This window comes from Paraburkholderia sp. BR14312, from assembly GCF_040948675.1.
Taxonomy (GTDB): domain Bacteria; phylum Pseudomonadota; class Gammaproteobacteria; order Burkholderiales; family Burkholderiaceae; genus Paraburkholderia; species Paraburkholderia nodosa_A.
This window is the reverse complement of record NZ_JBFPKI010000026.1, coordinates 22,780-47,794: the sequence shown is the minus strand read 5'-3', so window position 1 is coordinate 47,794 and position 25,015 is coordinate 22,780. Positions and strand designations below refer to the sequence as shown.

23 protein-coding genes are annotated in these 25,015 nt (G+C 66.8%); 11 read left to right on the top strand and 12 right to left on the bottom strand.

Annotated features, from left to right (window positions below):
* Positions 1-228 precede the first annotated feature (228 nt).
* The 4 genes from AB3X98_RS40340 to AB3X98_RS40325 form a co-directional block, all read right to left on the bottom strand.
* A complete protein-coding gene (locus tag AB3X98_RS40340; protein ID WP_368606617.1) occupies positions 229-2,043 on the bottom strand; it encodes a trypsin-like peptidase domain-containing protein in 1,815 nt (604 codons plus the stop codon).
* A gap of 316 nt (positions 2,044-2,359) precedes the next feature.
* Positions 2,360-2,692: a DUF4148 domain-containing protein gene (locus AB3X98_RS40335; RefSeq protein ID WP_069269046.1), complete on the bottom strand. Its 333-nt coding sequence runs from the start codon at positions 2,690-2,692 to the stop codon at positions 2,360-2,362.
* A gap of 130 nt (positions 2,693-2,822) precedes the next feature.
* On the bottom strand, positions 2,823-3,392 hold the full coding sequence (locus AB3X98_RS40330; RefSeq protein WP_368606616.1) for a chromate transporter: 570 nt from the start codon (positions 3,390-3,392) through the stop codon (positions 2,823-2,825).
* A complete protein-coding gene (locus AB3X98_RS40325) occupies positions 3,389-3,961 on the bottom strand; it encodes a chromate transporter (protein WP_368606615.1) in 573 nt (190 codons plus the stop codon). Before AB3X98_RS40325 ends, AB3X98_RS40330 begins: the two co-directional genes overlap by 4 nt.
* A gap of 244 nt (positions 3,962-4,205) precedes the next feature.
* Between AB3X98_RS40325 and AB3X98_RS40320 the strand changes: the two genes are divergently transcribed.
* Positions 4,206-5,309, top strand: coding sequence for a PHB depolymerase family esterase (locus tag AB3X98_RS40320; RefSeq protein ID WP_368606614.1), 1,104 nt, complete (start codon positions 4,206-4,208; stop codon positions 5,307-5,309).
* A gap of 8 nt (positions 5,310-5,317) precedes the next feature.
* Here AB3X98_RS40320 and AB3X98_RS40315 read toward each other — a convergent pair whose 3' ends face one another.
* Positions 5,318-6,721: a DHA2 family efflux MFS transporter permease subunit gene (locus AB3X98_RS40315; RefSeq protein WP_368606613.1), complete on the bottom strand. Its 1,404-nt coding sequence runs from the start codon at positions 6,719-6,721 to the stop codon at positions 5,318-5,320.
* Positions 6,718-7,146: a MarR family winged helix-turn-helix transcriptional regulator gene (locus AB3X98_RS40310; protein WP_368606612.1), complete on the bottom strand. Its 429-nt coding sequence runs from the start codon at positions 7,144-7,146 to the stop codon at positions 6,718-6,720. The genes AB3X98_RS40315 and AB3X98_RS40310 overlap by 4 nt, the downstream gene beginning before the upstream one ends.
* Before the next feature lie 188 nt (positions 7,147-7,334).
* On the opposite strand from AB3X98_RS40310, the gene AB3X98_RS40305 reads away from it, so the two are divergent.
* The 4 genes from AB3X98_RS40305 to AB3X98_RS40290 all read left to right on the top strand — a co-directional run bounded on the left by AB3X98_RS40305 (position 7,335) and on the right by AB3X98_RS40290 (position 12,729).
* Positions 7,335-8,588, top strand: a complete 1,254-nt coding sequence (locus AB3X98_RS40305) for a DUF1479 domain-containing protein (protein ID WP_368606611.1) — start codon at positions 7,335-7,337, stop codon at positions 8,586-8,588.
* A gap of 102 nt (positions 8,589-8,690) precedes the next feature.
* Positions 8,691-9,734, top strand: a complete 1,044-nt coding sequence (locus AB3X98_RS40300; RefSeq protein WP_069269082.1) for a transporter — start codon at positions 8,691-8,693, stop codon at positions 9,732-9,734.
* A gap of 273 nt (positions 9,735-10,007) precedes the next feature.
* Positions 10,008-11,618 (top strand): EAL domain-containing protein, encoded by a 1,611-nt coding sequence (locus AB3X98_RS40295; RefSeq protein ID WP_368606610.1) that lies wholly within the window; start codon positions 10,008-10,010, stop codon positions 11,616-11,618.
* A 139-nt stretch (positions 11,619-11,757) separates the two neighbouring features.
* A complete protein-coding gene (locus AB3X98_RS40290) occupies positions 11,758-12,729 on the top strand; it encodes a sulfonate ABC transporter substrate-binding protein (protein ID WP_368606609.1) in 972 nt (323 codons plus the stop codon).
* Positions 12,730-12,772: 43 nt separating this feature from the next.
* On the opposite strand, the gene AB3X98_RS40285 is transcribed toward AB3X98_RS40290, so the two are convergent.
* The 5 genes from AB3X98_RS40285 to AB3X98_RS40265 all read right to left on the bottom strand — a co-directional run bounded on the left by AB3X98_RS40285 (position 12,773) and on the right by AB3X98_RS40265 (position 19,152).
* A complete protein-coding gene (locus AB3X98_RS40285; protein ID WP_368606608.1) occupies positions 12,773-13,717 on the bottom strand; it encodes an ABC transporter substrate-binding protein in 945 nt (314 codons plus the stop codon).
* A 104-nt stretch (positions 13,718-13,821) separates the two neighbouring features.
* On the bottom strand, positions 13,822-14,865 hold the full coding sequence (locus tag AB3X98_RS40280; protein ID WP_069269055.1) for a hypothetical protein: 1,044 nt from the start codon (positions 14,863-14,865) through the stop codon (positions 13,822-13,824).
* Positions 14,866-14,906: 41 nt separating this feature from the next.
* Complete coding sequence (locus AB3X98_RS40275; protein ID WP_368606607.1) at positions 14,907-16,460, bottom strand: sugar ABC transporter ATP-binding protein; 1,554 nt, start codon at positions 16,458-16,460, stop codon at positions 14,907-14,909.
* Positions 16,447-17,706, bottom strand: coding sequence for an ROK family transcriptional regulator (locus AB3X98_RS40270; RefSeq protein WP_069269057.1), 1,260 nt, complete (start codon positions 17,704-17,706; stop codon positions 16,447-16,449). The genes AB3X98_RS40275 and AB3X98_RS40270 overlap by 14 nt, the downstream gene beginning before the upstream one ends.
* Positions 17,707-18,024: 318 nt before the next feature.
* A complete protein-coding gene (locus AB3X98_RS40265; protein ID WP_368606606.1) occupies positions 18,025-19,152 on the bottom strand; it encodes an MBL fold metallo-hydrolase in 1,128 nt (375 codons plus the stop codon).
* 88 nt (positions 19,153-19,240) lie between these two features.
* On the opposite strand from AB3X98_RS40265, the gene AB3X98_RS40260 reads away from it, so the two are divergent.
* The 6 genes from AB3X98_RS40260 (at position 19,241) to AB3X98_RS40235 (ending at position 23,817) form a co-directional block, all read left to right on the top strand.
* Positions 19,241-19,858 carry a TetR/AcrR family transcriptional regulator gene (locus AB3X98_RS40260; RefSeq protein WP_342947463.1) on the top strand — a complete coding sequence of 206 codons (618 nt, stop codon included), beginning with the start codon at positions 19,241-19,243 and terminating at the stop codon, positions 19,856-19,858.
* A gap of 94 nt (positions 19,859-19,952) precedes the next feature.
* The gene (locus AB3X98_RS40255) at positions 19,953-20,306 is read left to right on the top strand and encodes a YciI family protein (protein ID WP_069269060.1); all 354 of its coding nucleotides are present in this window, start codon (positions 19,953-19,955) and stop codon (positions 20,304-20,306) included.
* 150 nt (positions 20,307-20,456) lie between these two features.
* On the top strand, positions 20,457-20,879 hold the full coding sequence (locus AB3X98_RS40250; RefSeq protein WP_069269061.1) for a YciI family protein: 423 nt from the start codon (positions 20,457-20,459) through the stop codon (positions 20,877-20,879).
* 31 nt (positions 20,880-20,910) lie between these two features.
* Positions 20,911-21,333, top strand: coding sequence for a VOC family protein (locus AB3X98_RS40245; protein ID WP_069269062.1), 423 nt, complete (start codon positions 20,911-20,913; stop codon positions 21,331-21,333).
* Entirely contained in the window at positions 21,330-22,634 is a 1,305-nt protein-coding gene (locus AB3X98_RS40240; RefSeq protein WP_368606605.1) for an RNA polymerase sigma factor, read from the top strand. The genes AB3X98_RS40245 and AB3X98_RS40240 overlap by 4 nt, the downstream gene beginning before the upstream one ends.
* A gap of 112 nt (positions 22,635-22,746) precedes the next feature.
* The gene (locus AB3X98_RS40235; RefSeq protein WP_342947466.1) at positions 22,747-23,817 is read left to right on the top strand and encodes a hypothetical protein; all 1,071 of its coding nucleotides are present in this window, start codon (positions 22,747-22,749) and stop codon (positions 23,815-23,817) included.
* A 15-nt stretch (positions 23,818-23,832) separates the two neighbouring features.
* Here the strand turns inward: AB3X98_RS40235 and solA are convergent, their stop codons facing one another.
* Positions 23,833-24,990 (bottom strand): N-methyl-L-tryptophan oxidase, encoded by a 1,158-nt coding sequence (solA, locus tag AB3X98_RS40230; RefSeq protein ID WP_069269065.1) that lies wholly within the window; start codon positions 24,988-24,990, stop codon positions 23,833-23,835.
* Between the last annotated feature and the right edge of the window lie 25 nt (positions 24,991-25,015).

The window sequence follows — 25,015 nt, the reverse complement described above, 5'->3', positions numbered from 1 at the left end:
ATTCCAGACGCAGGTTCATGGTGTTTCTCGGGTTCCAGGGCATGAACGGCTCCAGGCCAATCACTCGCCCGAAGTGTTACCCATGTCCCCGCACACCTGTTACCCATGTTTCCGGTCCATACACGGCTGCAAAGAAAAGTAGGTGCCGCCCCGCACAGGGGCAACGCATGCACACCGACGCGAAAACAGGTAATCGCACAAGCGGCGAGGAACCGAGCGCAGCGCCAATTACCTGACCTTCACAGCCACAAAGCTCCTCGCATTATTCCGCTGAATCAGCAGCGACATGCTCTTCGTCGCCTTCGCCTCGAGCGCGACAGCTTGCTCCTGCGATTCGACCAGCGTGTCATCGAGCGACAGCACGACATCTCCAGCCCGCACACCCGCGCTCGCAGCCGGCCCAGTGGAGGCTTCCACCATCAAACCAAGCGGCAACCCGGTCGAGCGCTTTTCCTCGGCGCTCAGCGCATGCGCGATCAGACCGAGTCGGTCGGCGGCATGGCGCGGAGCCGGTGTTGCGGTGGCGGCCTGCGCGTTCGGGTCCGCCATCACCGTTTTGACGGCTTTCACGTCAGACGGTGGGGCCTTGCTCACCGGATCGGCTACTGCGGGCGCGACCGGCGCGTCGGTCTTCTCCACCGCCTGTGCGGCATCGGTTGCTTGAGCTGCTGTCGCACCCGCAGTCCCAGCGCCCGCTCCTGTCGCCGCCGCATCCGCATCCGCCGCCTTCGCCTCGAACGCCGTGTTCGAGAAGCCGGCCACCGCGGGCTGACGGTTGCGGATCACCTTCAGCGACGCCGGCGTGGCCGGCGGCACGGCAGCCAGCGCGGCGGCGAGCGTCGCGGCCCGGTCGACGGGTTTGGTGCCGACCTGCACGATCACGTCGCCGGTCCGGATACCCGCTTTGCCGATGGGCGAGCCGGGATCGACGGCGTCGACGAGCGCGCCGCCCGCGTGCGGCAAGCCGAGCGCCGCCGCAAGCCCGGGACTCACGTCCTCGACCTGCATGCCGAAGGTGCGGATCGTGCCGCCGTTGCCCGCGTTTGCCGCGGTCGCCGCATTGGCGCTGGCGGCGGGCGCCGCCTTGCGTGCCTGCAACTGGGCGCGGAACTGGTTGGCGGCGTCGATTGGAATCGCAAAGGTCAGGCCCTGGTAGCGGCCGCCATCCGCGTAAATCTGCACGCCGATGCCGATCACCTCGCCCGCGCGATTGAAGATCGGGCCGCCGGAGTTGTCGGGGTTGACCGCCACATCGGTCTGCAGGAACGGGAACGCCTTGCCGTCGGGCAGCGTGCGCGAGGTCGCGCTGAGGATGCCCGTCGTCACGGTGTTCTGATAGCTGTCCGGCGACCCGATCGACAGCACCGGTTCGCCGGCGTGCACCTTCGCCGTATCGGCGAGCTTCACGAACGGCAGATCGTGGCCGTCGATCTGCAGCACGGCAACGTCGCTTTGCGGGTCGACGGCAACGACCTCCGCCTTGAACTCGCGCTTGTCCGTCAGCCGCACGGTCACCTGCTCGGCGCTGTCGACGATATGCGCCGTGGTCAGCACGACGCCATCGGGGCTGACGATGAAGCCGGAGCCCGCGCCCGTCATCACGCGCGGTCCGCCGGCCTCGGCGTCGGACGCCGGCTTCGGCGCGCGACTGAAGAACGCGAAGAAAGGATCGGCGTCGTCGATGGCTTCCTGCTCGGGCGGCGCGGACGGGTCGTCGGGGCTGCGCGCGATCACGTGCACGACGGCGGGGCCGTAGCGCTCGGCGAGCGAGAAGAAGTCGGGTGTGGCCACGGCCGCCGGCGCGGTGGCCTCGGCGCTAGCCTTCGGGGCGGCGGCTTTGTCGCCAGCCGCTTTGTCGCCAGCCGCCGTAGCGCTTGCCGCCTTGTCGTTAGCGGCCTTGTTGGCGGCGGCTTTGTTGGCGGGCGGTTTGGCGGCGGCCGGAGGCGGCGTTGCGGCGTTCGCCTCGTAACAGAAAGCGCTGGCAAGCGCGAGGGCGAGCGCCGCCGCAGGGCGCGAAGTGCGGGCGAAGGTCAGGCGGAGCACAGCACACCTCCCAGTGGTCATCGTGCTGGCGGGCGGCACGCGATCGCGGATAGCAAACGAGTGCCGACGACCATAGTGTAGTCACGCCACAAGGCAATTGGGGGGCAGGGTTTGTCCTGTAGCGCACGCAAATCGGCACTCAGGCGTAACGACGCATGCGCGGCGCATCGAAGATGACGCTTTGCTGACTTTGCGGCTGGTCAGGCTGCTCAGGAAAGGGAAGGGGCGACGCCGAACAGGTGCGCGAGATGCCCCGCTCGTTGCGAGCGGGGCGTTCGGCTCTGGGGGGCGGCGCGAGTGCGTATCGCGATCGCTTTCAGCTACCCGAATACAGGTTGCAGAAGCTCACCGGCCCGACACACGTCGTCGTGTGCGGTGCGCCGGCGTCGCTCGTGCCCTGCATGGGCGCGCCCATGCCGCCCGGTTCCTGCTGTTGATGCTGTGCCTTCGCACGCGCGACTTGCTGCGCGGAGATGGGGCTCACGTCTGGATACGAGCTATCGGTCACGAATTGCGAACCGTTGGCCTGCGCTTCGATCAACTGTTCGCGCACCTGGGCACGCGTGAGTCCTTGTGCGGACGCGGTGGATACAGCGCCGATGCAAGTCGTCACGACGAGCAAGGCGAAAAGCGGGCGGCGGATGATCATTTCGAACTCCTGATGAAATAGCATGGTTCGGCGACCGGCTGGAGCACGGTCGAATCAACGGAGACTGCAATGGGTATACCGCTGAAGGTGGATTGCTATTCCCGTGGAGTTGCAACGGCGGGGTATTTTTCTATGTGAGCTGTACCTGGAGCCAATGCGGCAGTTCCGCGCCGATCAGGCTGACGCCAAAGAGCGCGAGTGCGCCGGCAAATAGAAGGACAAGCGGACTCACCCGCGTTCTGAGCAACACGCAAAGGGACATTACGGCGATGGCCTTCGCGGGCAGGCCGCCGTTGAGCGACTTGAGCAGCACCCAGCCCGCCGCGAGCATCATGCCGGCCGCGATGGGACGCAGGCCGCGCTCGAGCGCCAACTGCCACGCCGCGCCCTGATAGCGACCCCAGATATGCGTGATGCCGTAGATGAGGATCGCGGTTGGCAGCAGGAGCGCGGCGGTCGCCACGAGCGCGCCCCAGAAGCCGGCGACCTGCCAGCCGATCAACGTGACGAGCAGCGAGCCGGGACCCGGCGCCATGCGTGAAATCGCGAAGTCGGCGGCGAATTGCGAATGCGTCATCCACGGATGCACGTCCACGACCTGGCGCTGGATTTCGGCGACGATCGCCTGGCCGCCGCCGATCGTCACGAGCGAAAGTGGCGCGAAAATGGCGGCTAGCTGACCGAGCAGGCGTCCATTCATCGCGCACCCCGGCGGATCGCTGCGTATTCGTAGAGCACGCTCACGGTGCCGCCTGCCACGACCACCCATACCAGCGACAAACGCAGAATGCCGATCGCAAGAAAGGTCGCCGCCATGAGCAGCAGCGCAAGCCCCTGCCGCCTCACGCGCCGAGCGGTGACGACGCCCATCGACAGCGACAACCCCGTGGCCGCCGCGGCGGCGCCTGCGATCAGAATCTGCGTGAGCGGATGGAAGATGAGCGCGCCGACCACGCTGCCGATCACGACGATCAGACACGCGGGCGGCACGAGGATGCCCGTTACGGCCACGGCGGCGCCGCGCCAGCCGAGCAGCCGGTGCCCGATCCAGATCGCCATGTTTTTCACGTTGATGCCGGGCAGCGCCTGCGAGAGGGCGAGGCCGTTGAGAAAGTCCTCTTCGCTGATCCAGTCGCGATCGTGGACGAATTCGCGCAACAGCCAGCCGCTCAAGCCGCCGCCAAAGCTCGTCATGCCGATGCGGCTGAAGATCAGAAAGAGTCCGAACAGCGTGGGGCGCGGCGAGGCGTTTGGCGTGGAAGCAGTCACGGGGATGACGCAAAGCAGGTAATGCCGAACGGTTCGGCGGTCGTCTCGTGCGGTGGTGGCCGAAATTATAGCGCCGCAACACGTGTGACGCGGAGGGCGCGCGGTCACGCAAAATTCGGCGCGAGGTCAGGGCCGTTATGATGGTCGTACTCGCAGCGGCGCGATCGCTGCGATCGTTGTATTTGCGCTGTCCGCCGTGTGCCGCCTGGCGTGACGTGAACAAAACGCCCTGCCGCCATTGCTCATGCCCAGGAAAAAGACCAGCGTCTGGCTCAAAGGTCTCGAATTGCTCACCCGCATGAGCGCACCGCGACCGAAGAAAAGGGCCGCCGCACGCAAAACGGCGCCCGCCAAGGCCGCGCAGGTCGCGAGGCCGGCAGCCAAACCGGCGAGGCGCGCCGGGAAGGCGCATGTGGGGCGTGCGCAGCCGACGGGCACGGCCGGCAGGTGGATCCGCTCCTATCATTCCGCGCCGCCCAGGGCCGGGCATCTCGTCAACCATCTCGCGTATGCGCTCTATTTGCCCGCCGGTGCGGCCAGCGCCACGGGCCTGCCGCTCGTGGTCATGCTGCACGGCTGCAAGCAGACGGCGGAGTCGTTCGCCGCGGGCACGCGGGTTTGCCGGCTGGCGGATCGCGCGGGTTTCGGCGTGCTGCTTCCCGAGCAGGCGAAAACGGCGCACGCACAGCGATGCTGGCACTGGCACGGCGATCATGCGCAGTCGGAAGCGCCAGCGGTCGGCTCGCTCGTCGATGCCATCGCGCGCGAGCACGGATTCGATCACGAGCGCATCTACCTGGCGGGCATCTCGGCGGGAGCGGGTCTTGCGTCCGTGCTCGCGATGCGCCATCCGTGGCGGTTCGCGGCAGTGGGCCTGCATTCGGGCCCGGTTTTCGACGCGGCCAGTTCCACCATGAGCGCGATGAGCGTCATGCGCCACGGCAGCCGCGAAGACCCGGTGCATCTGGTCGATGCCGCTCTCGATGTCGCCGCCCATCCCGGTGTGCCGGCCTTCGTCGTGCAGGGCGAAATCGACGCGGTCGTGGCAAAGCGCAACGCCGTGCAGCTCGGCATGCAGTTCGCGCGTGTCAACCGGCTGCTCGACACGCAGGGCGAATTACGCGTCGGCGAGATCCGGACCTATAGCCGCGACGCGGTGGCGTATACCGACTACGTCAAGTCGGGCAGGCTCGTCGTGCGTGTATGCGTGGTTCGCGGCCTCGGGCATGCATGGAGCGGCGGCGATCCGCGCGAAGCGTTTCATTCGGACCGAGGCCCCGACGCGATGGCGATGATGTGGCAGTTCTTCCGGCGGCAGCGCCGAAGTGCGGCAGATGAAATGGCGTAAGCGGGGCGTCAGCCATCGTTTGCGCGACGTACTCGCGCCGGCAGCAGCATGGCCGCCGCGAAGCACAGGAGATGCAGCCCGCAGAGCGCCGCGAAGGCCGGCAGGAATTGCCGCGGTTCGGCGGCGGAAGAACTCGGCACGGCGAGAGAAACCGCGATGGAGATGAGCGTCGTGGCGACCGGGCCGCCAATTCTTTGCGCGATATTCAACGCGGTGTTCGCCACGGGAAGCCGCGCCTTCGGTATGCGGGCATACGCGGCGGAAATCGAAGGAATGCTAATGGTTCCCTGACCCGCGCCCGCGATAAAGAGACTCGCCAACGCGAGGCTCGTGGAAAACGCATGGCCGCTCATCCACAAGAACGCAAGCGTGGCGACGAGCGCCAGCAGCGCGCCGCCTGCCGCGAGCGCGCGGCAGCCCAGACGCTCGGTGAGAAAACCCATGCAGGCGAATGAGGCCATCATGCCTGCGCCCGTGGCCGCGAGCAGCCAGCCCGCATGCGCGGCGCTCAGGCCGCAGCCCGCTATGAGGTAGAGCGGAACGGCAAGCTGCCGTCCGTACATGATGCCGTTGGCGAAGAATTGCGTGATGGCGGGAACCGCGAACGTCCGGTTCGCAAAGAAGCGCACGTCGATCAGCGCTGTCGTTGGCCGGCGTAGCGAGTGCCACACGAATCCCGCGAGCAGCGCAGCACCGGCTAGTAGAAACCCCGCGCCTTCGGCGTGCATGGCGCTCTGGAATCCATAGACAAGCGCGGCGAGCCCGGGCGAGATCAACGCAAAGCCCGCGAAATCGAAGCGGCGCCTTTGCGGTCGAGCGGCGTCGGGCGCGAGCAAACGTGCGGCCAGTGTGACGCCGAGTATGCCGACCGGTACGTTGATCAAAAAGAGCCAGGGCCAAGCGGCCCGCGCGAGTACGGCGCCGGCGAGCACCGGGCCGAGGATCGGCCCGAGCAGGATGGGCAGCGTGGCGTAGCCCATCACGCGCTCCATGTTCTTGCCCGCGACGCGCCCGATCATCATCTGCGCCATGGGCGCGAGCAGCCCGGCCACGAGGCCCTGAGCAATGCGCGCACCGATCAGTTCCCCCATGTTTTGCGCCGCGCCGCACAGTACCGAAGCGAGCGTGAAGGCCGTGAAGGCGAAGAGATAGAGCCGCTTCGCGCCGACGCGGTCCACCAGCCAGCCGTTGAGCGGAAGCATGAGCGCCATGGCCAGCAGGTAGCCGCTCATGATCCACTGCGTCGTGGCAACGGGCGAGTGGAGCGCATCGCCGATGGCCGAGAGGGAGACGTTTACGAGCGTCGAATCCATCTGCGCCATGAACGAGCCGATGGAGACGACGATGGCGACCTTCCAGACCGACGCGGGAATCCGGTTGCCGGCACCGCTGGGCTCACGCGTGCTGCTCATCGTTCGGCCAGCCTTCTCATGATGCCGCCCGCCTTGAAAAGCGTGGCGCGCTCGTCTTCCTCGAGGTCCGCGATGGCTTGCGAAAGCCACAGTTGTTTCGCGTCGCGGGTCTGCTTGCGCAGTTGCCTGCCCTTTTGCGTCAGATCGATGAGGAGCTGACGGCCATCGGTCGCATGAGGCGTACGCGTGACGAGGGCCATCTCCTCGAGCGCCGCGACGGTGGCGCCCATTGACTGGGGCCGCATGCCTTCGGCGCGGGCGAGCGCGGCAATCGTGGCGGGACCGTCGTTGGCGAGCCGCGACATGACGACGGACTCGGTCATCGAGAGAGCGCCCGCATAAGACTCGTTGCGCGTGCGACGCACGAGCATGCCGATCGCCTGCATGAGGTCGATGACGGCGGGTTCAGGAGTTTTGGCAGACATGGCGATTCACACGGATTCGGCTGGGATGTGTCATCGAATCATGAAGATAAACAGGTAGACTTACAAGTTTACCTGTTAAAAATTTGAACGCTTGAAGGGAGCGATGCCAATCGGCTAACGCCAGACGAGCGCCATTGAGGCGTATGCTTGCGATCAAACGACGGCATTCAACCCCGATGGAGACACGCATGGCGGCACTTCAAATCGACGATCTCCCGGCCGCGATCCGGCAGGCCAAGCGGATGTTGCGCGCGCAACTGCCGAACTATCGCGAAGTGTTCGAGGAGGTCGCGCAGGCCATAGGCGAAGAAGCGCGGCACATCGCCCGGCTGCGCGAGGCGGGCGAGGGTGTGATTCCGGAGATCGCGTTCGCCGACATTCAGGCGCAGCGCGTGAGCCCGGAGGCGATCGCGCTCGTGAAGGCGCGCGGCGCCTGTGTGATCCGCCGCGTGTTCGAGCCGGAGCAGGCCACGCGCTGGGACGCCGAAATTGCCGAGTACGTGGCGCGCAACGACCTCGATGCCCGTGCCGCCGAACGCGCGGCCCAGCGCAATGCCCTCCCGCCGCAGGCGAGCCGCCCGTTGATCTATGGCCTCTACTGGTCGCGGCCGCAGGTGCAGGCGCGCGAGTCCGCCGAACTGACGGCCGCGCGCGTCTTCCTCAACCGCCTGTGGCGTCACGAGAGCGAAGGGCGCGTGCATTTCGATCCCGATGTCGTGCCAGTCTACGCCGACCGTCTGCGGCGCCGGCCGCCCGGAACGGCTGCGCCCGGCCTCGCCGCGCATTGTGACGGCGGTGCGGTCGAGCGCTGGGTCGACGAGAATTTCCGCCAGGTCTATCGCCATGTGTTCTCAGGCGACTGGCGGCGCTACGACCCGTTCGACGGCGCGTACCGCACGCACGCGAGCGAGATTCCCTCGCGCATCGCCTCTTCGATGTTCCGCACCTTCCAGGGCTGGACCGCGCTTACGCCGCAGGGCCCCGGCGACGGCACGCTGCAGATCGTGCCCATCGCCAACGCCATGGCGTACGTCCTCTTGCGCGCGCTGCAGGACGACGTGGCCGAGGACGACTTGTGCGGCGCCCAGCCGGGCCGTGGGCTGCCGATCAGCGCCGAGTGGCATGCGCCGCTGATCGACGCACTGATTTCGATTCCTCAGATGCAGCCCGGTGACACCGTGTTCTGGCACTGCGATGTGATTCACTCCGTGGAAGACGAGCACCGCGGCACCGGCTACAGCAATGTGATGTACATTCCGGCCACGCCGGGTTGCGCGAAGAACGCTGCTTATTTGCAGCGCCAGTTGCCGAGCTTTCTCGAAGGCCGCAGCCCGCCCGACTTCCCCCCCGAGCATATCGAAGCCGATCTGGCGGATCGGGCGGGCGTGGCGGATCTCACGCCGCTCGGCCGCACTCAGCTCGGCTTGGCCGGCGTGGCTTAACATGGGCACATGACCCGCGCGTGTCGGCGCATCGATTCGCGCGCTTGCCTGTCAAAGCACGCGTGTGGCATGCTGTGCGCCGATCAACCGGCCATGACGACCATGGATTTCGCTTCGTCCGTCGCAACGTATGGCGCCGACCTGTCGGGCCTCATTTGCGGTTTTCGCTTCACGCCGGGCCAGCCTGGGCAGCCCGTCTCGTGCGACGACGTCCTTGAGGCGTTGCGGCACACGCACGAAAGCGGCGAGCCGCAGGCCGCGCGCGACGACACGTTTTACTGGCTGCACTTCAATCTCGCCCACGCCGCGGCGCAACCGTGGATGCGCGCGCATCTCGACCTGCCCGACGCCTTCTTCGAGATGCTCGTGGAAGGCTCGCACTCCACGCGTATCGAACACGTGGACAACGGGCTGTTCGCCGTGGTCAACGACGTGATGTTCGATTTCGAACTCACGCCCTCGCAGATCGCGACGCTCTGGTCGTACACGCACGAGCGCATTCTCGTCACGGCGCGCCTGAAGCCGCTGCGCTCAATCGACCGTCTGCGCGGCTATGTGCGCAACGGCGAGACGTTCCGTTCGCCGGCCGAGCTGCTGATCCACCTGATGCGCGACCAGGCGGACCTCATGGTGGAGATCGTGCGCCGCACGAGTGTCGACGTCGATCGCGCCGAGGACCAGTTTCTCGCCTCGCGCCGCTCTGCGAGCCGCCATGAACTCGCCGCCATGCGGCGCATTCTGGTGCGCCTGCAACGCATGCTCGCGCCGGAGCCGGGCTCGATTTTCCGTCTGCTCGCGCGCCCGCCGCGCTGGCTCCAGACACCGGACATGCAGGACCTGCGCGAGGCGACCGAGGAGTTCTCGCTCGTGCTGGGCGACATGGCCGGACTCGTCGAGCGCATCAAGCTCCTGCAGGAAGAAATTGCCGCGCGTCTCGAAGAGCAGAACAACCGCACGCTTTTCACGCTCACGCTCGTCACCGTGCTCGCTCTGCCGATCAACATCGTCGCGGGTTTTTTCGGCATGAACGTGGGCGGCATTCCGCTCGCGGAAAACCGCCACGGCTTCTGGCTCATGGTGGTGCTCGTCGCGACCTTCACGGCGCTGCTGGGATGGTGGGTGTTCCGCCGGCGCGGCGACACCTGAGGCTTGCGGGGTCGCCGCCGATCTCGAAGGCGCCCAAAGCGTCGCGCGGCGCATTCAGGAGCGCGTGAGCGCCGAAGCTGCGCTCAAGCGCAGCGACTTCGCGCGCTAGCGCAAAAAAGGTCGGCCGCAACCGCATCGAATGCGCATGATGGGCGTTCACGTTAGCTGACGTTTGCGTGCGCGGGGCACCGCGCGCGCCCGCTGCTGGCGCGTTGGTGTATGTTGGCGTCATACCGTAGCCGCTCCCATGACGGCCCTGGTGCGGAGGACGCCTTGCCCGAAGTCTCGCCCAACCCCGGCGCGGTCCGCTCGCGAGTCTCGCGTTTGCTCGTGCTGCTGGTCGTGGCGCTGATTCCGATCCTGCTGTGCGTCGCGCTCGGGCGTTACGAGGCCCAACGCATTGCGCAGCGCGAGGCGAGCCTCGCTTCTGCGTTTATCGTCGGGCAGGTGGTGTCGATCGTCGAGACGGCGCAGAGTGCGGCTCGCACGTTCGCGCCGCGAGCGAACGAAGCTTGCGATACGCTCTCGCCGGATCTCACGCGCAAGGCCGCCGCCGTGCCCTATGTGCGCACGCTCAATATCCTTTACGAAGGCCGCATCGACTGCTCGTCCGCGTACTCGCAACAGGCGGTCCCCGATGGCGGCTGGCTCAATGGCAGCGCGCAGGCCTCGCAGGACGAGTGGCTCCTGATCGTCGACGACACGCCGATGGTGCGCAACCGCCCCTCGCTGCTGGTGGGCGTCGCGGGCGAAGCGGGGCGCGCGGTCGTGGCCGTGGTGGACGTGCAGTACCTGCTGGACCTGCTGCATGGCGCGGCCCCGCTCACGGTGTTTCGCCAGGCCGAGTTGAGGGTGGGCGAGGGCGCCGTGCTGCGCGAAGCCATGGCGCTCGTGAACGTGCGTGGCGCACCGTTGCTGGTCGATGTGCAAAAGCGCATGTCGGGCGCCACAATCGATCTGAAGATCTATGGGCGGCCCGAGCGCATTCTGGAGAACTGGCGTGCCCTGTTGCTGCGCTACATGCCGTGGGCGGCTGCCTTCTCGGCGTGGCTCGTCTGGCTCGTGCGCCGCTTGCAGCAAAACGGGCAGTCGCGCCGCGAAATACTGCTGCGAGCCATACGCGCGAACGAATTCCATGTCGAATATCAGCCGCTCTACGGCGTCGAAACGGGGCGCTGCGAGGGCGTGGAGGCCTTGCTGCGCTGGGTGCGGCCAGGCACGGGCGCGATCCGTCCGGACGAGTTCATTCAGGTTGCCGAAGAAGAGCACGTGATCGTGCCGCTCACGCAGCATCTGCTGAAGCTCATCGAGCGCGACGTCGCCACATGGGAGGTCGCGCCGGGCTTTCACCTCGGTGTCAACTTCGCGCCCGAGCATCTGTCGGGCGTACAGCTCGTGAGCGACGTGCAGGCGCTGCGCACGGCCGTGGCGCCGCACGGCGCGACGATCACGCTGGAGATCACCGAGCGTACGCTGGTGCGCAATACCGAGCAGGCGCGCAGCAATCTGGTGACCTTGCGGCGCGAGGGCGTGAGGGTCGCCATCGACGACTTCGGCATGGGATATTGCTCGCTCTCCTATCTCGAGAAATTTCCATTCGATATCCTGAAGATCGATCGCGGCTTCGTGCTCACCATCGATGCGCAAGGCAGCAAGGCGGCCGTGCTCGACGCCATTATCGATCTCGCGCATAGCCTTGGCGCGCGGCTCGTGGCCGAGGGGGTGGAAACGCAGGTGCAGCGCGACTATCTATGTGCGCGCGGCGTCACGTATATCCAGGGCTTTTTCTACGCGAGGCCCATGCCGTCGGAGGCGTTCGTGCGCTGGTATCGCGCGAACGGGGCGCATATGTCGCCCAATCCGCACATGACGGCCGGCACGTAGGGCGCCCGCGTATTCCTGCCGGCGTGATTTGCTTAGCGCGAAACATCGGTTCTGCGAACGCGTGCGGCCCGGTAGCATCAACGATTCGAGGGCTGTGCCGTGTTGGTGCATGCCCCATGCCAACACGGAAGCGCTGAAGATGACTCGCCCCACGTCGCCCAGACCTTATACCCGCCGCCACTTCCTCGCCACGCTGGGCGCAACGCTCGCCGGCGCGGCGCTGCCCGCCACTGCGTTCGCGAAATATCAGCCGGACCAGTTCCGCATCGGCTACCAGAAGGCCGCGAGCACGCTCGTGCTGCTCAAGGCCAACGGCACGCTCGAAACGCGCCTCGCGCCGCTCGGCATCAAGGTATCGTGGACCGAATTCCCGGCCGGCCCGCAATTGCTCGAAGGCTTGAACGTGGGCGCGATCGACTTCGGCTATGTCGGTGAAGCCCCGCCGGTGTTTGCCCAGGCCGCGGGCGCGGATTTCGTCTATACGGCGTATGAGTTGCCCACGCCGCACGCGGAAGGTGTGGTGGTGGCGAAAAACTCGCCGATCCGTGACGTGACGGGACTGAAGGGCAGGAAGATCGGCCTGAATCGCGGCTCGGACGTGCACTGGTTTCTCGTCGCGCTGCTGCAAAAGCAGGGTCTTTCCATTGGCGAGGTGCAGCCTGTGTATCTGGCGCCCGCCGACGCGCGCCCGGCGCTGCAAAGCGGCGCCATCGATGCGTGGGCGATCTGGGACCCGTTCCTCGCTGCCGTCGAATCGCAGGACGGCGCACGCCTGCTTGCCGACGCCAGCGGCGTGGCGAGCCATCATCAGTTCTTCCTGAGCCAGCGCGAATTCGCGCAAAACCGCAAGGACGCGCTGGCGATCGCGCTGGACGAACTCGGCAAGACGGGGCAATGGGTGCGCGCCAACACGGCGGCAGCGGCCGCGAAACTCTCACCGATCCAGGGCCTCGATGCGGCGACGATCCAGACCGGCCTCACGCACTACGCGCATGAATATCGGCCCATCGACGCCGCCGTGATCGCACAGCAGCAGAAGATCGCGGACACATTCTACGACCTGAAAATCATTCCGCGCCGCGTGGTGACGAAGGACGCCGTGCTTGCTTGACTGCATGAGCACGGGCCATCCCGTGCTCATGCAACGCCAGGGCTTAGTGCTGCGACGACCAGCCCTTGTAGCTGCCCACGTTGTCGCGCGTGACGAGTTGCGGCGTCATTTCGATCATCGGGTTGGCGGGCTTCTTGCCGTTCATGATGTCGTAGCCCACCTGCACGGCTGTTTGCGCCATCTTCCACGGGTCCTGGCTCGCCGAGGCCTGCACCAGCGTATCGGTCTTGAGCGCCGTTTCGATATCGGGCGCGCCGTCCACCGACGTGATCACGATGTTGCTGCGATGCAGCTGCTTCGCGGCAAGGTCGCTGCCAATGGCCTGCGGGTCGTTGATGGCGAACACGCCGGCAATCTTCGGGAAGCGCGTGAGGTAGCCCTGCATCACGTTCATGCCGCCTTCACGCGAGCCCTTGGCGTCCTGGTCGTCGGAGAGGATCTTGATGCCGGGCGTCTTCGCGAGCACCTGCTTGCAGCCGTTCACGCGGTCGATCACGGCCGAGACCTGCGGCCCGTTCTGGATGATCACGTTGCCGGTGTTGTTGATCTTCTTCGCGAGGTACTCGCACGAGATCTCGCCGGCCTTCACGTTGTCGGTCTGCACGGTGGCGTCGGCGCCCGCGGCGGCCACGTCCACGGCCATCACCACGATGCCGGCCGCCTGCGCCTTCTTCACCGCCGGCAAGATCGCCTTCGGATCGGTCGCGTTCAGGAGGATCATGTCCACGTGCGCCGAAATGAAGTTGTCGATCTGCGTGAACTGCTTGTTGAGGTCGTAGTCGGCGGAAACGGCCGTGACCTTGGCATTAGGATTGATCTGTTTGGCCTTCGCTTCCGCACCCTGCACGATCGTCACGAAGTACGGGTTGCCGAGCGAACCCACGGTAATGCCGATCGACTTGAGCTGCTTGTCGGCGGCATGCGCGCCTTGCAGTGCGAAACCGAACGTGAGGGCGGCAGCGGCGAGAACGACTTTTTTCTTGAACATGAGGTTGTCTCCTGAGGGGTCCTGTTTGGGTGCTTTCCGGGCGAGCGCAGCAGGACCGCCTGCGCTAGCGCCTGTTTCTGGCTGATGCTGTATCGAATCTACGCTTAGGTACGGGCCGAGCCGCGCTGGCGGTAGCGGTCGAGCGCCACGGCGCCGACGATCACGAGACCCTTGATGATGTACTGCCAGATGTCCGAGACGCCGAGCAGCACGAGGCCATTGGTCAGGACGGCGATGATGAGCGCGCCGATCAGCGTGCCGATGATCGAGCCCACGCCGCCCACGAAGCTCGTGCCGCCCAGAATCACCGCGGCGATCGCGTCGAGTTCGTAGGACTGGCCCAGTTGCAGGCCGTTGGCTGCGTAGAGACGGGCCGCCGACATCACCGCGCCGAGACCCGCGAGCAGGCCCGACACGGCATAGACGAACATCTCGATGCCCCACACCTTGATGCCCGAGAGGCGCGCCGCTTCCGGGTTGCCGCCCACCGAGTAGATGCGCAGGCCGAGCACGGTACGGCGCAGCACGAACCACGAGCCGGCCACCACCACGAGCGCGATGATCACGAGCCAGGGCACGCCGAGCACCGTGCCGTTGCCGATGAAGGCGAACGACAACTGCGGGTTGAAGATCGTGGTGTCGTGACCCATGAGGCGCGCGATGCCGCGCACCGCCGTGAGCGAGCCGAGCGTGACGATGAACGGCGGCAGGCGCAGCAGCGCGATGAGCGCGCCGTTGATGAGGCCGAAGCCGAGGCCCACCGCGAGCGCCATGGGCACGCCGACCCAGCCCCAGCCCGCGAAGTTCGAGCCGATCATGGCGGCCATGGCGGCAGCGGCCAGTACCGAGCCCACCGAGAGGTCGATGCCGCCCGTGAGAATCACGAAGGTCATACCGGCGGCGAGCACGATGTTGATCGACGCCTGCTGCGTGACGATCGAAAGATTCTCCAGCGTGAAGAAGCCATCGGTGAGCAGACCGAAGCCGATGCACAGCAGCACCAGCACCGGCAGCATGCCGGCGGTGCGCACGAGCGACTTCATGCGCTGGCGATGACCGTCGACCGCGACGCTGCGTGCGGGTTGAGCGCCTTGCGCGGGCTGTGTGGGCGAGGCCGCGACACCGTGCCGGGGAAGAATGCTTTTCATGTCGTACTCCTGAGGGACGTTTCTTGCGTATGCGGTGAAGGTCAAGCGGCTTCGTCGAGCGGGTGCTGCGAGCCGGTGGCGAGTTCGATGATCGCTTCCTGGCTGATGGGTTTGCCGGAGTAGCCGCCAAGCTCGCCGGCGAACACGCCTTCGCGCATGACGAGCACGCGGTCGGCCACGCCGATGATCTCGGGCAGCTCGCTCGAAATCACGATAATGCCCACGCCGGTCTTGGCGAGGTCGTTGATGATGCGGTAGATCTCGGATTTTGCGCCGATATCGACGCCGCGCGTGGGCTCGTCGAGAATCAGCACGCGCGGCTTCGTTTCCAGCAGGCGCGAAAGCAGCACCTTCTGCTGGTTGCCGCCCGAGAGCGCACCCACGTTCACGCGCGCGTTCGGCACGCGAATGGAGAGCGAGCGGATGGCTTCCTTCGCACGCTCGCCGCCGCGCGCGAGGTCGAGCACGCCCATGCGCGCGTCGCGCCCGGCCACGGCGACGTTGATGTTGTCGCGCACGCTCATGTCGAGAAAGAGGCCCTGATGCTTGCGGTCTTCGGTCAGGTAGACGAGGCCCGCGTTGATCGCGTCGCGCGGCGTGTGCACGTTGAGCGTCTGGCCGTCGATGGCGATCTGGCCGCGCAAGCGCGGTTCCGCGCCGAAGATGAGGCGCGCAAGCTCGGTGCGGCCCGCGCCCACGAGGCCAGCAATGCCGAGCACTTCGCCCGCGTGCAGGTCGAGACTGCAGCCGCGCACGCGCTTGTCGTCGGCCACGTCGCGCACGGTGAGCACGACCTTGCCCGGATCGTACGGGGCGTGCGCCTTTTTGTAGAAGCCCGAAATATCGCGGCCCACCATCATGCTCACGAGGCTTTCCGCGTTGAGCGCATCGCGCATGAGCGTGCCCACGTAGCTGCCGTCGCGCAGCACGGAAACGCGGTCCGACAACTCGTACACCTCGGCCATGCGGTGGCTGATGTAGATGATCGCCAGTCCTTCGTCGCGCAGCTGGTTGATGAGCTTGAAAAGGCGTTCCGTTTCGCGCGAGGAAAGCGGCGTGGTGGGCTCGTCCATCACGATGATGCGCGCGTCGCTGTGGACTGCGCGTGCGATTTCCACCAGCTGCCGTTCGGCGATGGAAAGCGAGCCGACCAGCGTGGTGGGTCCGAAGCTCGCGCCGAGGCGCTTGAGCACGTCTTCGCAGCCGCGCTCCATGGCGCGCCGGTCGACCGTGCCGAAGCGGCGGCCGCCCTTGCGCAGTTCGCGGCCCGCATGAATGTTCTCGGCAACCGAGAGATTGGGCGCGAGGCTCAGCTCCTGATAGATCACGGCTACGCCCAGCGCGCGCGACGCATGCGGCCCGTCGATCACGACCGGCTTGCCTTCGATGAGGATCTCGCCGCCGGGGTCGGCCTGGTAGGCGCCCGAGAGGATCTTCATCAGCGTGGACTTGCCCGCGCCGTTCTCGCCCATCAGCGAATGGACCTCGCCGGGGTAGACGGTGAGGCGCACGTTGTCGAGTGCGCGCACGCCGGGGAAGGTCTTGGTGATGCCCCGCATTTCCAGCAGCGGCGGCGTGGACTCAGAGGGCGACATGGCTCTCCTCCTGCGCTTGAGCGTAAGTTTGTGCGCCGGCGCCCATGAGGATGCCCGCGCGCGGCGAAAAGTTGAAGAACATGGGGAGCGTGGCCGCGCCGAGCGCCCCCGCATCGGGACCGAAGGTGCCGCGCACCAGGGCGGGCGTGCCGCGCGCCTCCGGCGCGGTGGCGGCGACCGCGAGGCGCAGGCGCTGCATGAGCGTGTCGATGAGGCCCGCATCCACGTCGGCGTCGAGCACCACGGCCGGCACGTCGAGCACGCAGAATGCCGAGCGTAGCGCGGGGGCGAGCGCATCGATGCAGTCGTCGAGCCACTCCTGCACGCCGGGGTGGCCGCGCGCGATGCACGCTTCCAGATCGGCGCGGCTGTCGATCGTCTCGCCGCAATACTGCAGATGGCGGCGCAGCGCGATGAGCGACGCGCGCGACAGCAGGATGTCCCACTGACCGGGCGGCTTGTGCGCCGAGGGCAGGCGGCTCGGCGGCACGGGCATCACCGCGAAATCGCCCGCGTTGCCGGTGAGGCCACGCACGCAGTCGCCGTCGATGGCGATGCCGCCGCCGATCGCCGGGCCGAGAAACAGGTAGAGGAAGTCGTCGCGCTGGCGCCCGCAGCCGTAGAAGATCTCGGCGATGGCGGCCGCGTTGCCGTCGTTTTCGCTGAACACGGGCAGCGCCGTGGCGCGCGCGAGTTCGCCCGCGAAATCGACATCGTTCCACACGCGGAAGGTGTCCGCCGGCAGGCCCAGTTCGCGCAGCCAGCTGCCGAGGTTGTACGGCTGCGCCACGCCGATGCCGGCGAGGCGACTGCGTTCCTCTGTCGTGAGGTGGCCCAATAGCTCGGCGATGTCGCGTTGCACGATCTCCTGCGCGACCGAGGGTTGCGGCAGCAGCATGTCGCGCGAGCGGCGCTCGATCATGTGGCCCGCGAAATCCACGAGCACGGTTTCGATGTTGGTCCGGTCGAGCCGCACGCCGATGGCGAACGCGCCGCGCGGCGACAGGCGCAGCAGCGAGGCGGGCTGGCCGCGTTGGCCGTCGCGGCGGCCGCTCACCTCGATCAGGCCATTGGCCGTGAGCGAGGTGATGATGGTGCCCACCGCGGTGCTCGTGAGATTCGCGAGACGCGCGAGGTCGGCCTTCGACGCCTCGCCCGCGCGACGCAGCGCCTGCAGCAGCAGGCGTTCGTTGAAGCGGCGGACGTTGGCGGAATTGCTGCCCTGACCGACATGCGGACTTCTCACGTGTCTCCTCCTCTCGATCCGGAGTGGGCGCTTTGGCGCTCGCTCCGGTCCTATGCAAAGCAGGTCGGCCTGGAACTGCGTCGCCGACTAAATAAATCAAGTTGATTTATTTAATTCCAGAAATCGCGGGCTGTCAGCCTGGGGAAATCCCGTGAAGGGTAAAGGGGCGGGATGAAGAGGCTCCGTACGATGCGAGCCCCGATGCAAAAGCTTAGGAGACTTTTGCCGCGAAGGGGAAGAAGCGGGGAACGAGCAGCAGGTGGGCCCGCGCGCGTTCGTATGGCGCGCGGGCGGTAGAGGGAGATGTGAGGATGGGTGTCAGGACTGCGCTTCGCGCGCATCGCGGCAAGCGAACCACCGGCGCGCCGTGCGCGGCGGCTCCGCGCTTTCCGCGACCTCACGCCACCAGCGCTCCCCACGATGCGGCTCCACGAGATCGAGCCGCTCGCCCATGCGCGGCGTGGAGAGCGTCACGCCGCGCGCCAGCGCGAGGCCGGTCACGCGCTCGAACGGGTCCTGCCAGCGATGCATCGCGAGATCGAACGTGCCGTTGTGAATCGGCACGAGCCACTCGCCGCGCAAATCCACGTGTGCCTGCACCGTTTCCTCCGGCTGCATGTGGACGTAGGGCCATTGCGGGTCGTACGCGCCGGTTTCGATGAAGGTCGCGTCGAAGGGGCCAAGCCGCTCGCCGATCGTGCGAAAGCCGTCGAAGTAGCCGGTGTCGCCGCTGAAGAACACGCGCAGGTCGGCGTCGGCGATCACCCACGACGCCCACAGCGTGCTGTTGCCGTCGAACAGGCTGCGTCCCGAGAAATGCTGCGCCGGGGTAGCGGTGAACTCGACGCCCTCGACATTCGCGCCTTGCCACCAGTCGAACTGACGCACCTTCGCACCGTCGATGCCCCATTCGATCAAGCGGTCGCCGACGCCGAGCGGCGTGAGAAATACGCCCGTCGTGGCGGCGAGCGCGAGCACGGTTTCGCGGTCGAGGTGGTCGTAGTGGTCGTGCGAGAGGATCACGCCGCGTAGTGGCGGCAGGTCGGCAAGCGCGATGGGCGGCGCATGAAAGCGCTTGGGCCCGAGGTTCTGGAACGGCGAGGCGCGGTCGGCGAATACCGGGTCGGTGAGCCAGAAGTGGCCGCGCAGCTTGAAGAGCAGCGTGGAATGGCCGAGCCGGTAGACGCTGCGGTCGGGCGCGGCCTCGAGCTCCTCGCGCGTGAGCGCCTGAACGGGCAGCGCGCCGGCGGGCATGGTGCCGCCCGGCTTGTGGAAGATCATGTTCCACATGATCTTCAGCGTCTTGCCGAGGCCCTCGGCCGGGCGCGGACGCACGTTGCGAAAGCGCTCGCCATCGTGTTGCGGCGAGGTGGACGAGAGCTCGCGGCCGCGTTGTGCGGCGCTCAGGCCCAAGGTACGGCTCAGCGATGCGAAAGGCGAGGTCATGTCGGCGGCTGCCTTTGGAAACAGGAAGTAGACTGCACAGTGTAGTTTATTCTGGCGAAAAGTAAACTGTCTGGTGTAAGATTTGGGAATGGATTGCATCCCCGCCACCCCTCAACGCCTGACCGACCGCAAGCGCGCCGCCATCGTCGCGGCGGCCATCGACGAATTTCTGGCCTCCGGCTTCGACGCCACGAGCATGGACCGTATTGCGGCGCGCGCGAACGTCTCGAAGCGCACGGTCTACAACCATTTCCCGAGCAAGGAGGCGCTGTTCGCGTCGATCCTGTGCCAGCTCTGGGACGCGAGCGCGACCGCCGATGCGCCGGCCTACCGCGCCGGCGAGCCGCTGCGCACGCAGCTCGTCGAGCTACTGATGCGCAAGCTGCGGCTCCTGAGCGACGAAGCGTTCTTCAAGCTCGCGCGCGTGGCGATCGCGGCGGGCATCCATTCGCCCGAGCGCGCACGCGACATGGTGGCTCGCATCGGCGAGCGCGAAGAGGACCTCACGGTCTGGGTGCGCGCGGCCGCCGCCGATGGCCGCCTGAAAACGACCGATCCCGCATTCGCCTCGCAGCAACTGCACGGCATCGTGAAGGCATTCGCCTTCTGGCCGCAGGTCGCGATGGGCCAGCCCCCGCTCGACGACGCGCAGCAGCGCCAGGTCGCCGAGTCGTCCGCCGATCTCTTCCTCGCGCGCTACGCGTGAGCGCCTCAAAGCGCGCCCGGTCGCGACGCGCATCGCTCCTTCTGGAATAGACTCTTGCCTTTCAGGATCGCAGGCTGACTGAGAGGACACCTTCATGCCATTCATGCTGCTCATCGCCGAGCCGCGCGGCCAGCGCGAGACGCGCGCGCCATCCGAAGGCGAGGCGCTCTACGCGCGCATGGTCGCGTTCGCCGACGAACTCGCCGCCGAGGGCAAGCTGATCGACGCGCACGCGCTCACCTCCGACACCGGCGGCGCACGCGTGCAGGTGCGCGAAGGCCGCGCGAGCATCATCGATGGCCCGTTCGCCGAGGCGAAGGAGATGATCGGCGGCTTTTTCCTTGTCGATTGCGCAACGCGCGACGAGGCACTGGCCATCGCGCAGCGCTGTCCCGCGGCGCAATGGGCGAGCGTCGAAGTGCGCGAAACTGGTCCGTGTTTCCGCTGAAGGGGTGCCTCTCCAGGTAGTTTCCCCAGGCACGCAAAAGATTTCGCTGTCCGTTGTCGATTTCCGTGCGCCCCGCGCGTCGTGTTCATGAGCGCACCCAAGGGTGCCGCTTGCCTCGAACGACCCGAACGCCACACTCAGGAGTAGACAATGCGATTCATGATCATGGTGCGCGCCAATGCGCTGACCGAAGCGGGCGAGCCGCCCGACGACGTCGAAGTATTCGCCGAAATGGCCCGCTATCACGAGGAACTGGCGAAGGCCGGCGTGCTGCTCGACGCCTCGGGCCTGCAGCCCAGCTCGCGCGGCTTCCGCGTGCACTACACGAACGGCAAGCCCACGATCCTCGACGGCCCGTTCGCCGAAACGAAGGAGTTGATCGCCGGCTATACGCTCATCCAGGTCCGCTCGCGCGACGAAGCGCTCGAATGGGCGCGCCGGTTCCCGTCGCCATTCGGCAAGCACACCGAGGGCGAGGTCGAAGTGCGGCAGCTCTATGAACTCGACGAACTTCCGCAGTGCGAGGGCGTCGAGAGTTTTCGCCAGCTGCAGGAACAACGTAAGGCATCCTGAGCATTTGCTCGATCACCGTGAGGCTCCAAACATGCATAAGCACATCTTCGTCAATCTGGGCGTGCGCGACCTCAAGCGCTCGATGGACTTCTTCGGCCAGCTCGGCTTCAAGTTCGACCCGAAATTCACCAACGACCAGGCCGCCTGCATGGTGCTGGGCGAGAACATGTACGCCATGCTGCTCACCCTCGATTTCATGCGCGGCTTCACCGACAAGGCGCTCGTGGACGCCCGCGAAAGCACCGAGGTGCTGACCTGCCTCTCGTGCGTGTCGCGCGAGGAAGTGGACGGACTCGTCGACAAGGCGCTCGCGGCGGGTGGCACCTCGAAGCGCCCGCCGATGGAGTGCGGCACCGACATGTACGGCCGCAGCTTCGAAGACCCCGATGGCCACATCTGGGAACTGATGTACATGTCGCCCGCCGCGATCGAAAAGGGCGCGCACGGCTCGTGACGCAGGCGCGCGACCCTCACGACCCATTCACGGCGACGCGCCGCACGGTCGAGGCCGTGTGGCGCATCGAGTCGGCGAAGGTGATCGCCCACGCCGCGCGCATCGTGCGCGACGTGGGCGTGGCCGAGGAAATCGCGCAGGACGCGTTCGTCGCCGCGCTGGAAAGCTGGCCTGTGAGCGGCATTCCCGAGAACCCCGGAGCGTGGCTCATGACCGCCGCGAAACATCGCGCCCTCGACCGGCTGCGTCGCGCGGCCTCACATGCGCGCGCGCACGAGGCGATGGGCGCGGACCTCGAAGCGCTCGAAGCGCACTTCGCGCCCGACTTCGTGGAGGCGCTCGACGCCGCGCGCGAGGACGAGATCGGCGACGACTTGCTGCGGCTCGTGTTCGTGGCGTGTCATCCGGTGTTGCCGAAGGAGGGACGCGCCGCGCTCACGCTGCGTCTGCTCGGCGGCCTCACTACGGCTGAGATCGCGCGCGCGTTCCTCGTGCCGGAGGCAACCGTCGCGCAGCGCATCGTGCGGGCCAAGCGCACGCTCGCGGCGGCGAAAGTTCCGTTCGAAGTGCCGCGCCTCGCCGACCTCGAGCCGCGGCTTGCTTCGGTATTCGAAGTGATTTATCTGATCTTCAACGAAGGCTATACGGCCACGGCGGGCCCGGACTGGACGCGCCCTGCTCTGTGCGAAGAAGCCCTGCGGCTAGGCCGCATGCTGGCGGAACTCGTTCCGCTCGAGGGCGAGGCTCACGGCCTCGTTGCCTTGATGGAACTGCAGGCTTCACGCTTGCCCGCGCGCGTGGACCGGGCAGGGCGCGCCGTGCTGCTCGCCGACCAGGACCGCAGCCGCTGGGACGCGCTATTGATCCGGCGCGGGCTTGCCGCGATCGCGCGCGGTGCGGCCTGCGCGGGTGCGCCTGGGCCATACGCGCTGCAGGCGGCGCTCGCGGCTTGCCATGCGCGCGCGCCGAGCGCGGCGCAGACCGACTGGGCGCAGATCGTCTCGATCTACGACGCGCTGCTCGAACTCGACGCCTCGCCCGTCGTGCGTCTGAATCGCGCCGTGGCGGTGGGTATGGCGCGAGGGCCGCAAGCGGCGCTCGATCTCGTCGATGCGCTGTGTGCGGAACCCTCGCTGCGTCACTATCCGTGGCTGCCGGCCGCACGCGGCGATCTGCTCGAAAAGCTGGCGCGCCATGCCGAAGCGCGAGCGGAATTCGAGCGCGCGGCCGCGCTCACGCAGAACGCGCGCGACCGCGAAGTGCTGCTGGCGCGGGCGCAATCGAGCGCGCCACGGACCTGAGGGTGTCATTTCCGGAAGGGTCACGCTTGCGCTTCTGAAATATCGGGGCACAACGCTTGCTACCTGTGCGCGCGGACCCACTCTCTTTGCGCGGCCGGCGCGCAGGCTTCCGATGATTTCAAAAGCGACGATTCTGGCGGTTTCGTGCTCGGCCTTGCTGGGCACGGCGTGTGTGCATCTCGGCCCGACGCGTCTGCGCGCCGATCAGGTCGATTACGCAAGAGCACTCGGCGATGCAAAAAAACGCGGAATACTCGCGGCCGTGATCGGTTTGCGTTATGGCGACGCGCCCGCCTTTCTCACGGTGAGTTCGATCATCGCCGCGTATCAATTCGATTCGACGGCGGGCGTCACGGGCAATATCGGCTCAGGCGCGCAGCCGGACTATGCGCTTGCGACCGGTAATATCTCCTGGTCGAATCGCCCGACTTTCACGTTCACGCCAACTACGGGCGAAGCGTTCGCTTCGGCGTACATCCGGCCGCTCGCGCCGGAACTCATGATGCCGCTCGCCGAAGGCGGCATGCCGGTCGATCTGCTGCTGCGTATCGGCGCGCAATCGATCGGCGGGTTGCAGAACGGCAGCGCGCTAGGCGGAGAGGGCAGCGCGGGCTCGGCGGGTTTCTTCCAGTTGCTCCAGGCGCTGCGGCGCCTGCAACTGGCGGGCGAGCTGAACGTGGAGTCGCGCAGCGAGAACGGCAAGAACACGGTGTTCCTCGCACTTGGCGCGACGAACAGCGCGCAGTCGCCGCAAGTTTCGGCGGACCTGGCGCGCGTGCGTGAACTGCTCCATCTTGCGGCGGACACGCGCACGTACGAGATCGTCTATGGACCCTCCGCGCAGGGCGGCAATCGCATTCCCATGGTGACGCGCTCGGTACTCGGCATCCTCACGAATATCGGCGCGCAGGTGCAGGTGCCGGACGCCCAGGTGCAGAGCGGCGCGACGAAACCGACCGTCGGGCTGATTGGGGGCGAAACGCGGCCGATCATCATCGTGCACCAGGGGCCGAAGGCACCCGCGGACGCCTATGTCGCGATCGACTACGACGGCACGGCTTATTGGGTCGAGCGCGCCGACTTCGACTCGAAATATGCGTTCACGGTCCTGCAGAACCTCATGGCGCTCGCGGAAGCCGAGACGAGCAGCAAGGCGCCGGTCGTGACGATTCCCGCAAACTAGGCGTGAGCTGGCTCGCTACGCGAAGCGCTTGCGCGCGAACATCGCAAGGTCGATGCGGCTTTCGCCTTGCGTGATCCGCTCCGCTAGCGCCTCGCCGATCGCGCTGGCGAACTTGAAACCATGCCCGGAAAAGCCGGTCGCGATGTGCACGTTCGGGCAGGTGGGCACGCGGTCGATGATGAAATGTTCGTCCGGCGTCATGTCGTATTCGCAGGCCCGGCCCACGCGCAGCTTGCCCGCGCCCGGTAAGTAGCGTTCCAGGAAGGCTTGCAGATCGCCGAGATCGCTCGGCTCGGCGCCGAATGGCGCGAGCGGCGCGTCCGCCGCGATGGGCTCGCCGGTGTCGTGGCGGCCCAGCTTCAGGCCGCTGCCGTCGAGATCGGGAAACCCGTAATAACCGCCCACTTCCGAGGCGACGAAAAAGCCCGGGAAGCGCTCCGGCCCAAAGAGGCCTGGCTCGCCTTCGAACCACGCGAAACTCTTGCGCACGCGCGTGACCGGAATCTCGAGGCCCAGCGGCGCGAGCAGATCGCGAGTCGATTTGCCGGCGCACACGATCAGGTCGCGCGCGGTGAACTTTTCGTTCCTGTCGGTCCAGACGTTGACACTCTCGCGCCCATGACACTCGATGCGCGTGACGCGCGTATTCGTGCCCAGTGTTGCGCCGAGCGCGGTCGCGAGCTGCCGGTAAGTGCTGATCGCGCGCTCGCAATAGAGCACGCCCGCGCCGGGTTCGAAGTTCGCGATCTGCTCTGGGCGCAGTCGCCACGCGGGCCAGCGTTTGCCGGCCGTGGCCGCGTCGAGCGTTTCCAGCGGGATGCCGTGGCTGGCGGCGCTCGCCTGCACCTCGCGCATGAACGCTTCGTCGGGCGAGCCGATATTGACGACGCCCGTGCGCACGAAAAGAGCAGTCTGCGTTTGCTGCTCGAGGTCTTCCCAAAGCTGCTGGGCGCGCAAGGCGAGCGGCACGTAGGCGGCGCCTTCGCCATAGGCGTGGCGAATGAGGCGCGTCGCTCCGTGATGCGCACCCTGATCGTGCGGTGGATCGCCGGCGTCGAGCAGCAGCACCTTGTTGCCGAGGCGGCTCAGATAATAGCCGGCCGCCATGCCCATCGAACCTGCACCGACGATCAGCGTGTCGAAATGTCGATGACTTGCGTTTGTGTCCTGCATGTAGTGCCCCGTGCGCGCCGCGGCG

Coding starts and splice junctions, on each gene's coding strand:
- AB3X98_RS40260 (WP_342947463.1), top strand. CDS start 19,241: ATGGATTGCATCCCCGCCACCCCTCAACGCCTGACCGACCGCAAGCGC.
- AB3X98_RS40235 (WP_342947466.1), top strand. CDS start 22,747: ATGATTTCAAAAGCGACGATTCTGGCGGTTTCGTGCTCGGCCTTGCTG.
- AB3X98_RS40285 (WP_368606608.1), bottom strand. CDS start 13,717: ATGTTCAAGAAAAAAGTCGTTCTCGCCGCTGCCGCCCTCACGTTCGGT.
- AB3X98_RS40280 (WP_069269055.1), bottom strand. CDS start 14,865: ATGAAAAGCATTCTTCCCCGGCACGGTGTCGCGGCCTCGCCCACACAG.
- AB3X98_RS40290 (WP_368606609.1), top strand. CDS start 11,758: ATGACTCGCCCCACGTCGCCCAGACCTTATACCCGCCGCCACTTCCTC.
- solA (WP_069269065.1), bottom strand. CDS start 24,990: ATGCAGGACACAAACGCAAGTCATCGACATTTCGACACGCTGATCGTC.
- AB3X98_RS40335 (WP_069269046.1), bottom strand. CDS start 2,692: ATGATCATCCGCCGCCCGCTTTTCGCCTTGCTCGTCGTGACGACTTGC.
- AB3X98_RS40305 (WP_368606611.1), top strand. CDS start 7,335: ATGGCGGCACTTCAAATCGACGATCTCCCGGCCGCGATCCGGCAGGCC.
- AB3X98_RS40255 (WP_069269060.1), top strand. CDS start 19,953: ATGCCATTCATGCTGCTCATCGCCGAGCCGCGCGGCCAGCGCGAGACG.
- AB3X98_RS40275 (WP_368606607.1), bottom strand. CDS start 16,460: ATGTCGCCCTCTGAGTCCACGCCGCCGCTGCTGGAAATGCGGGGCATC.
- AB3X98_RS40330 (WP_368606616.1), bottom strand. CDS start 3,392: ATGAATGGACGCCTGCTCGGTCAGCTAGCCGCCATTTTCGCGCCACTT.
- AB3X98_RS40245 (WP_069269062.1), top strand. CDS start 20,911: ATGCATAAGCACATCTTCGTCAATCTGGGCGTGCGCGACCTCAAGCGC.
- AB3X98_RS40315 (WP_368606613.1), bottom strand. CDS start 6,721: ATGAGCAGCACGCGTGAGCCCAGCGGTGCCGGCAACCGGATTCCCGCG.
- AB3X98_RS40265 (WP_368606606.1), bottom strand. CDS start 19,152: ATGACCTCGCCTTTCGCATCGCTGAGCCGTACCTTGGGCCTGAGCGCC.
- AB3X98_RS40300 (WP_069269082.1), top strand. CDS start 8,691: ATGGATTTCGCTTCGTCCGTCGCAACGTATGGCGCCGACCTGTCGGGC.
- AB3X98_RS40310 (WP_368606612.1), bottom strand. CDS start 7,146: ATGTCTGCCAAAACTCCTGAACCCGCCGTCATCGACCTCATGCAGGCG.
- AB3X98_RS40320 (WP_368606614.1), top strand. CDS start 4,206: ATGCCCAGGAAAAAGACCAGCGTCTGGCTCAAAGGTCTCGAATTGCTC.
- AB3X98_RS40250 (WP_069269061.1), top strand. CDS start 20,457: ATGCGATTCATGATCATGGTGCGCGCCAATGCGCTGACCGAAGCGGGC.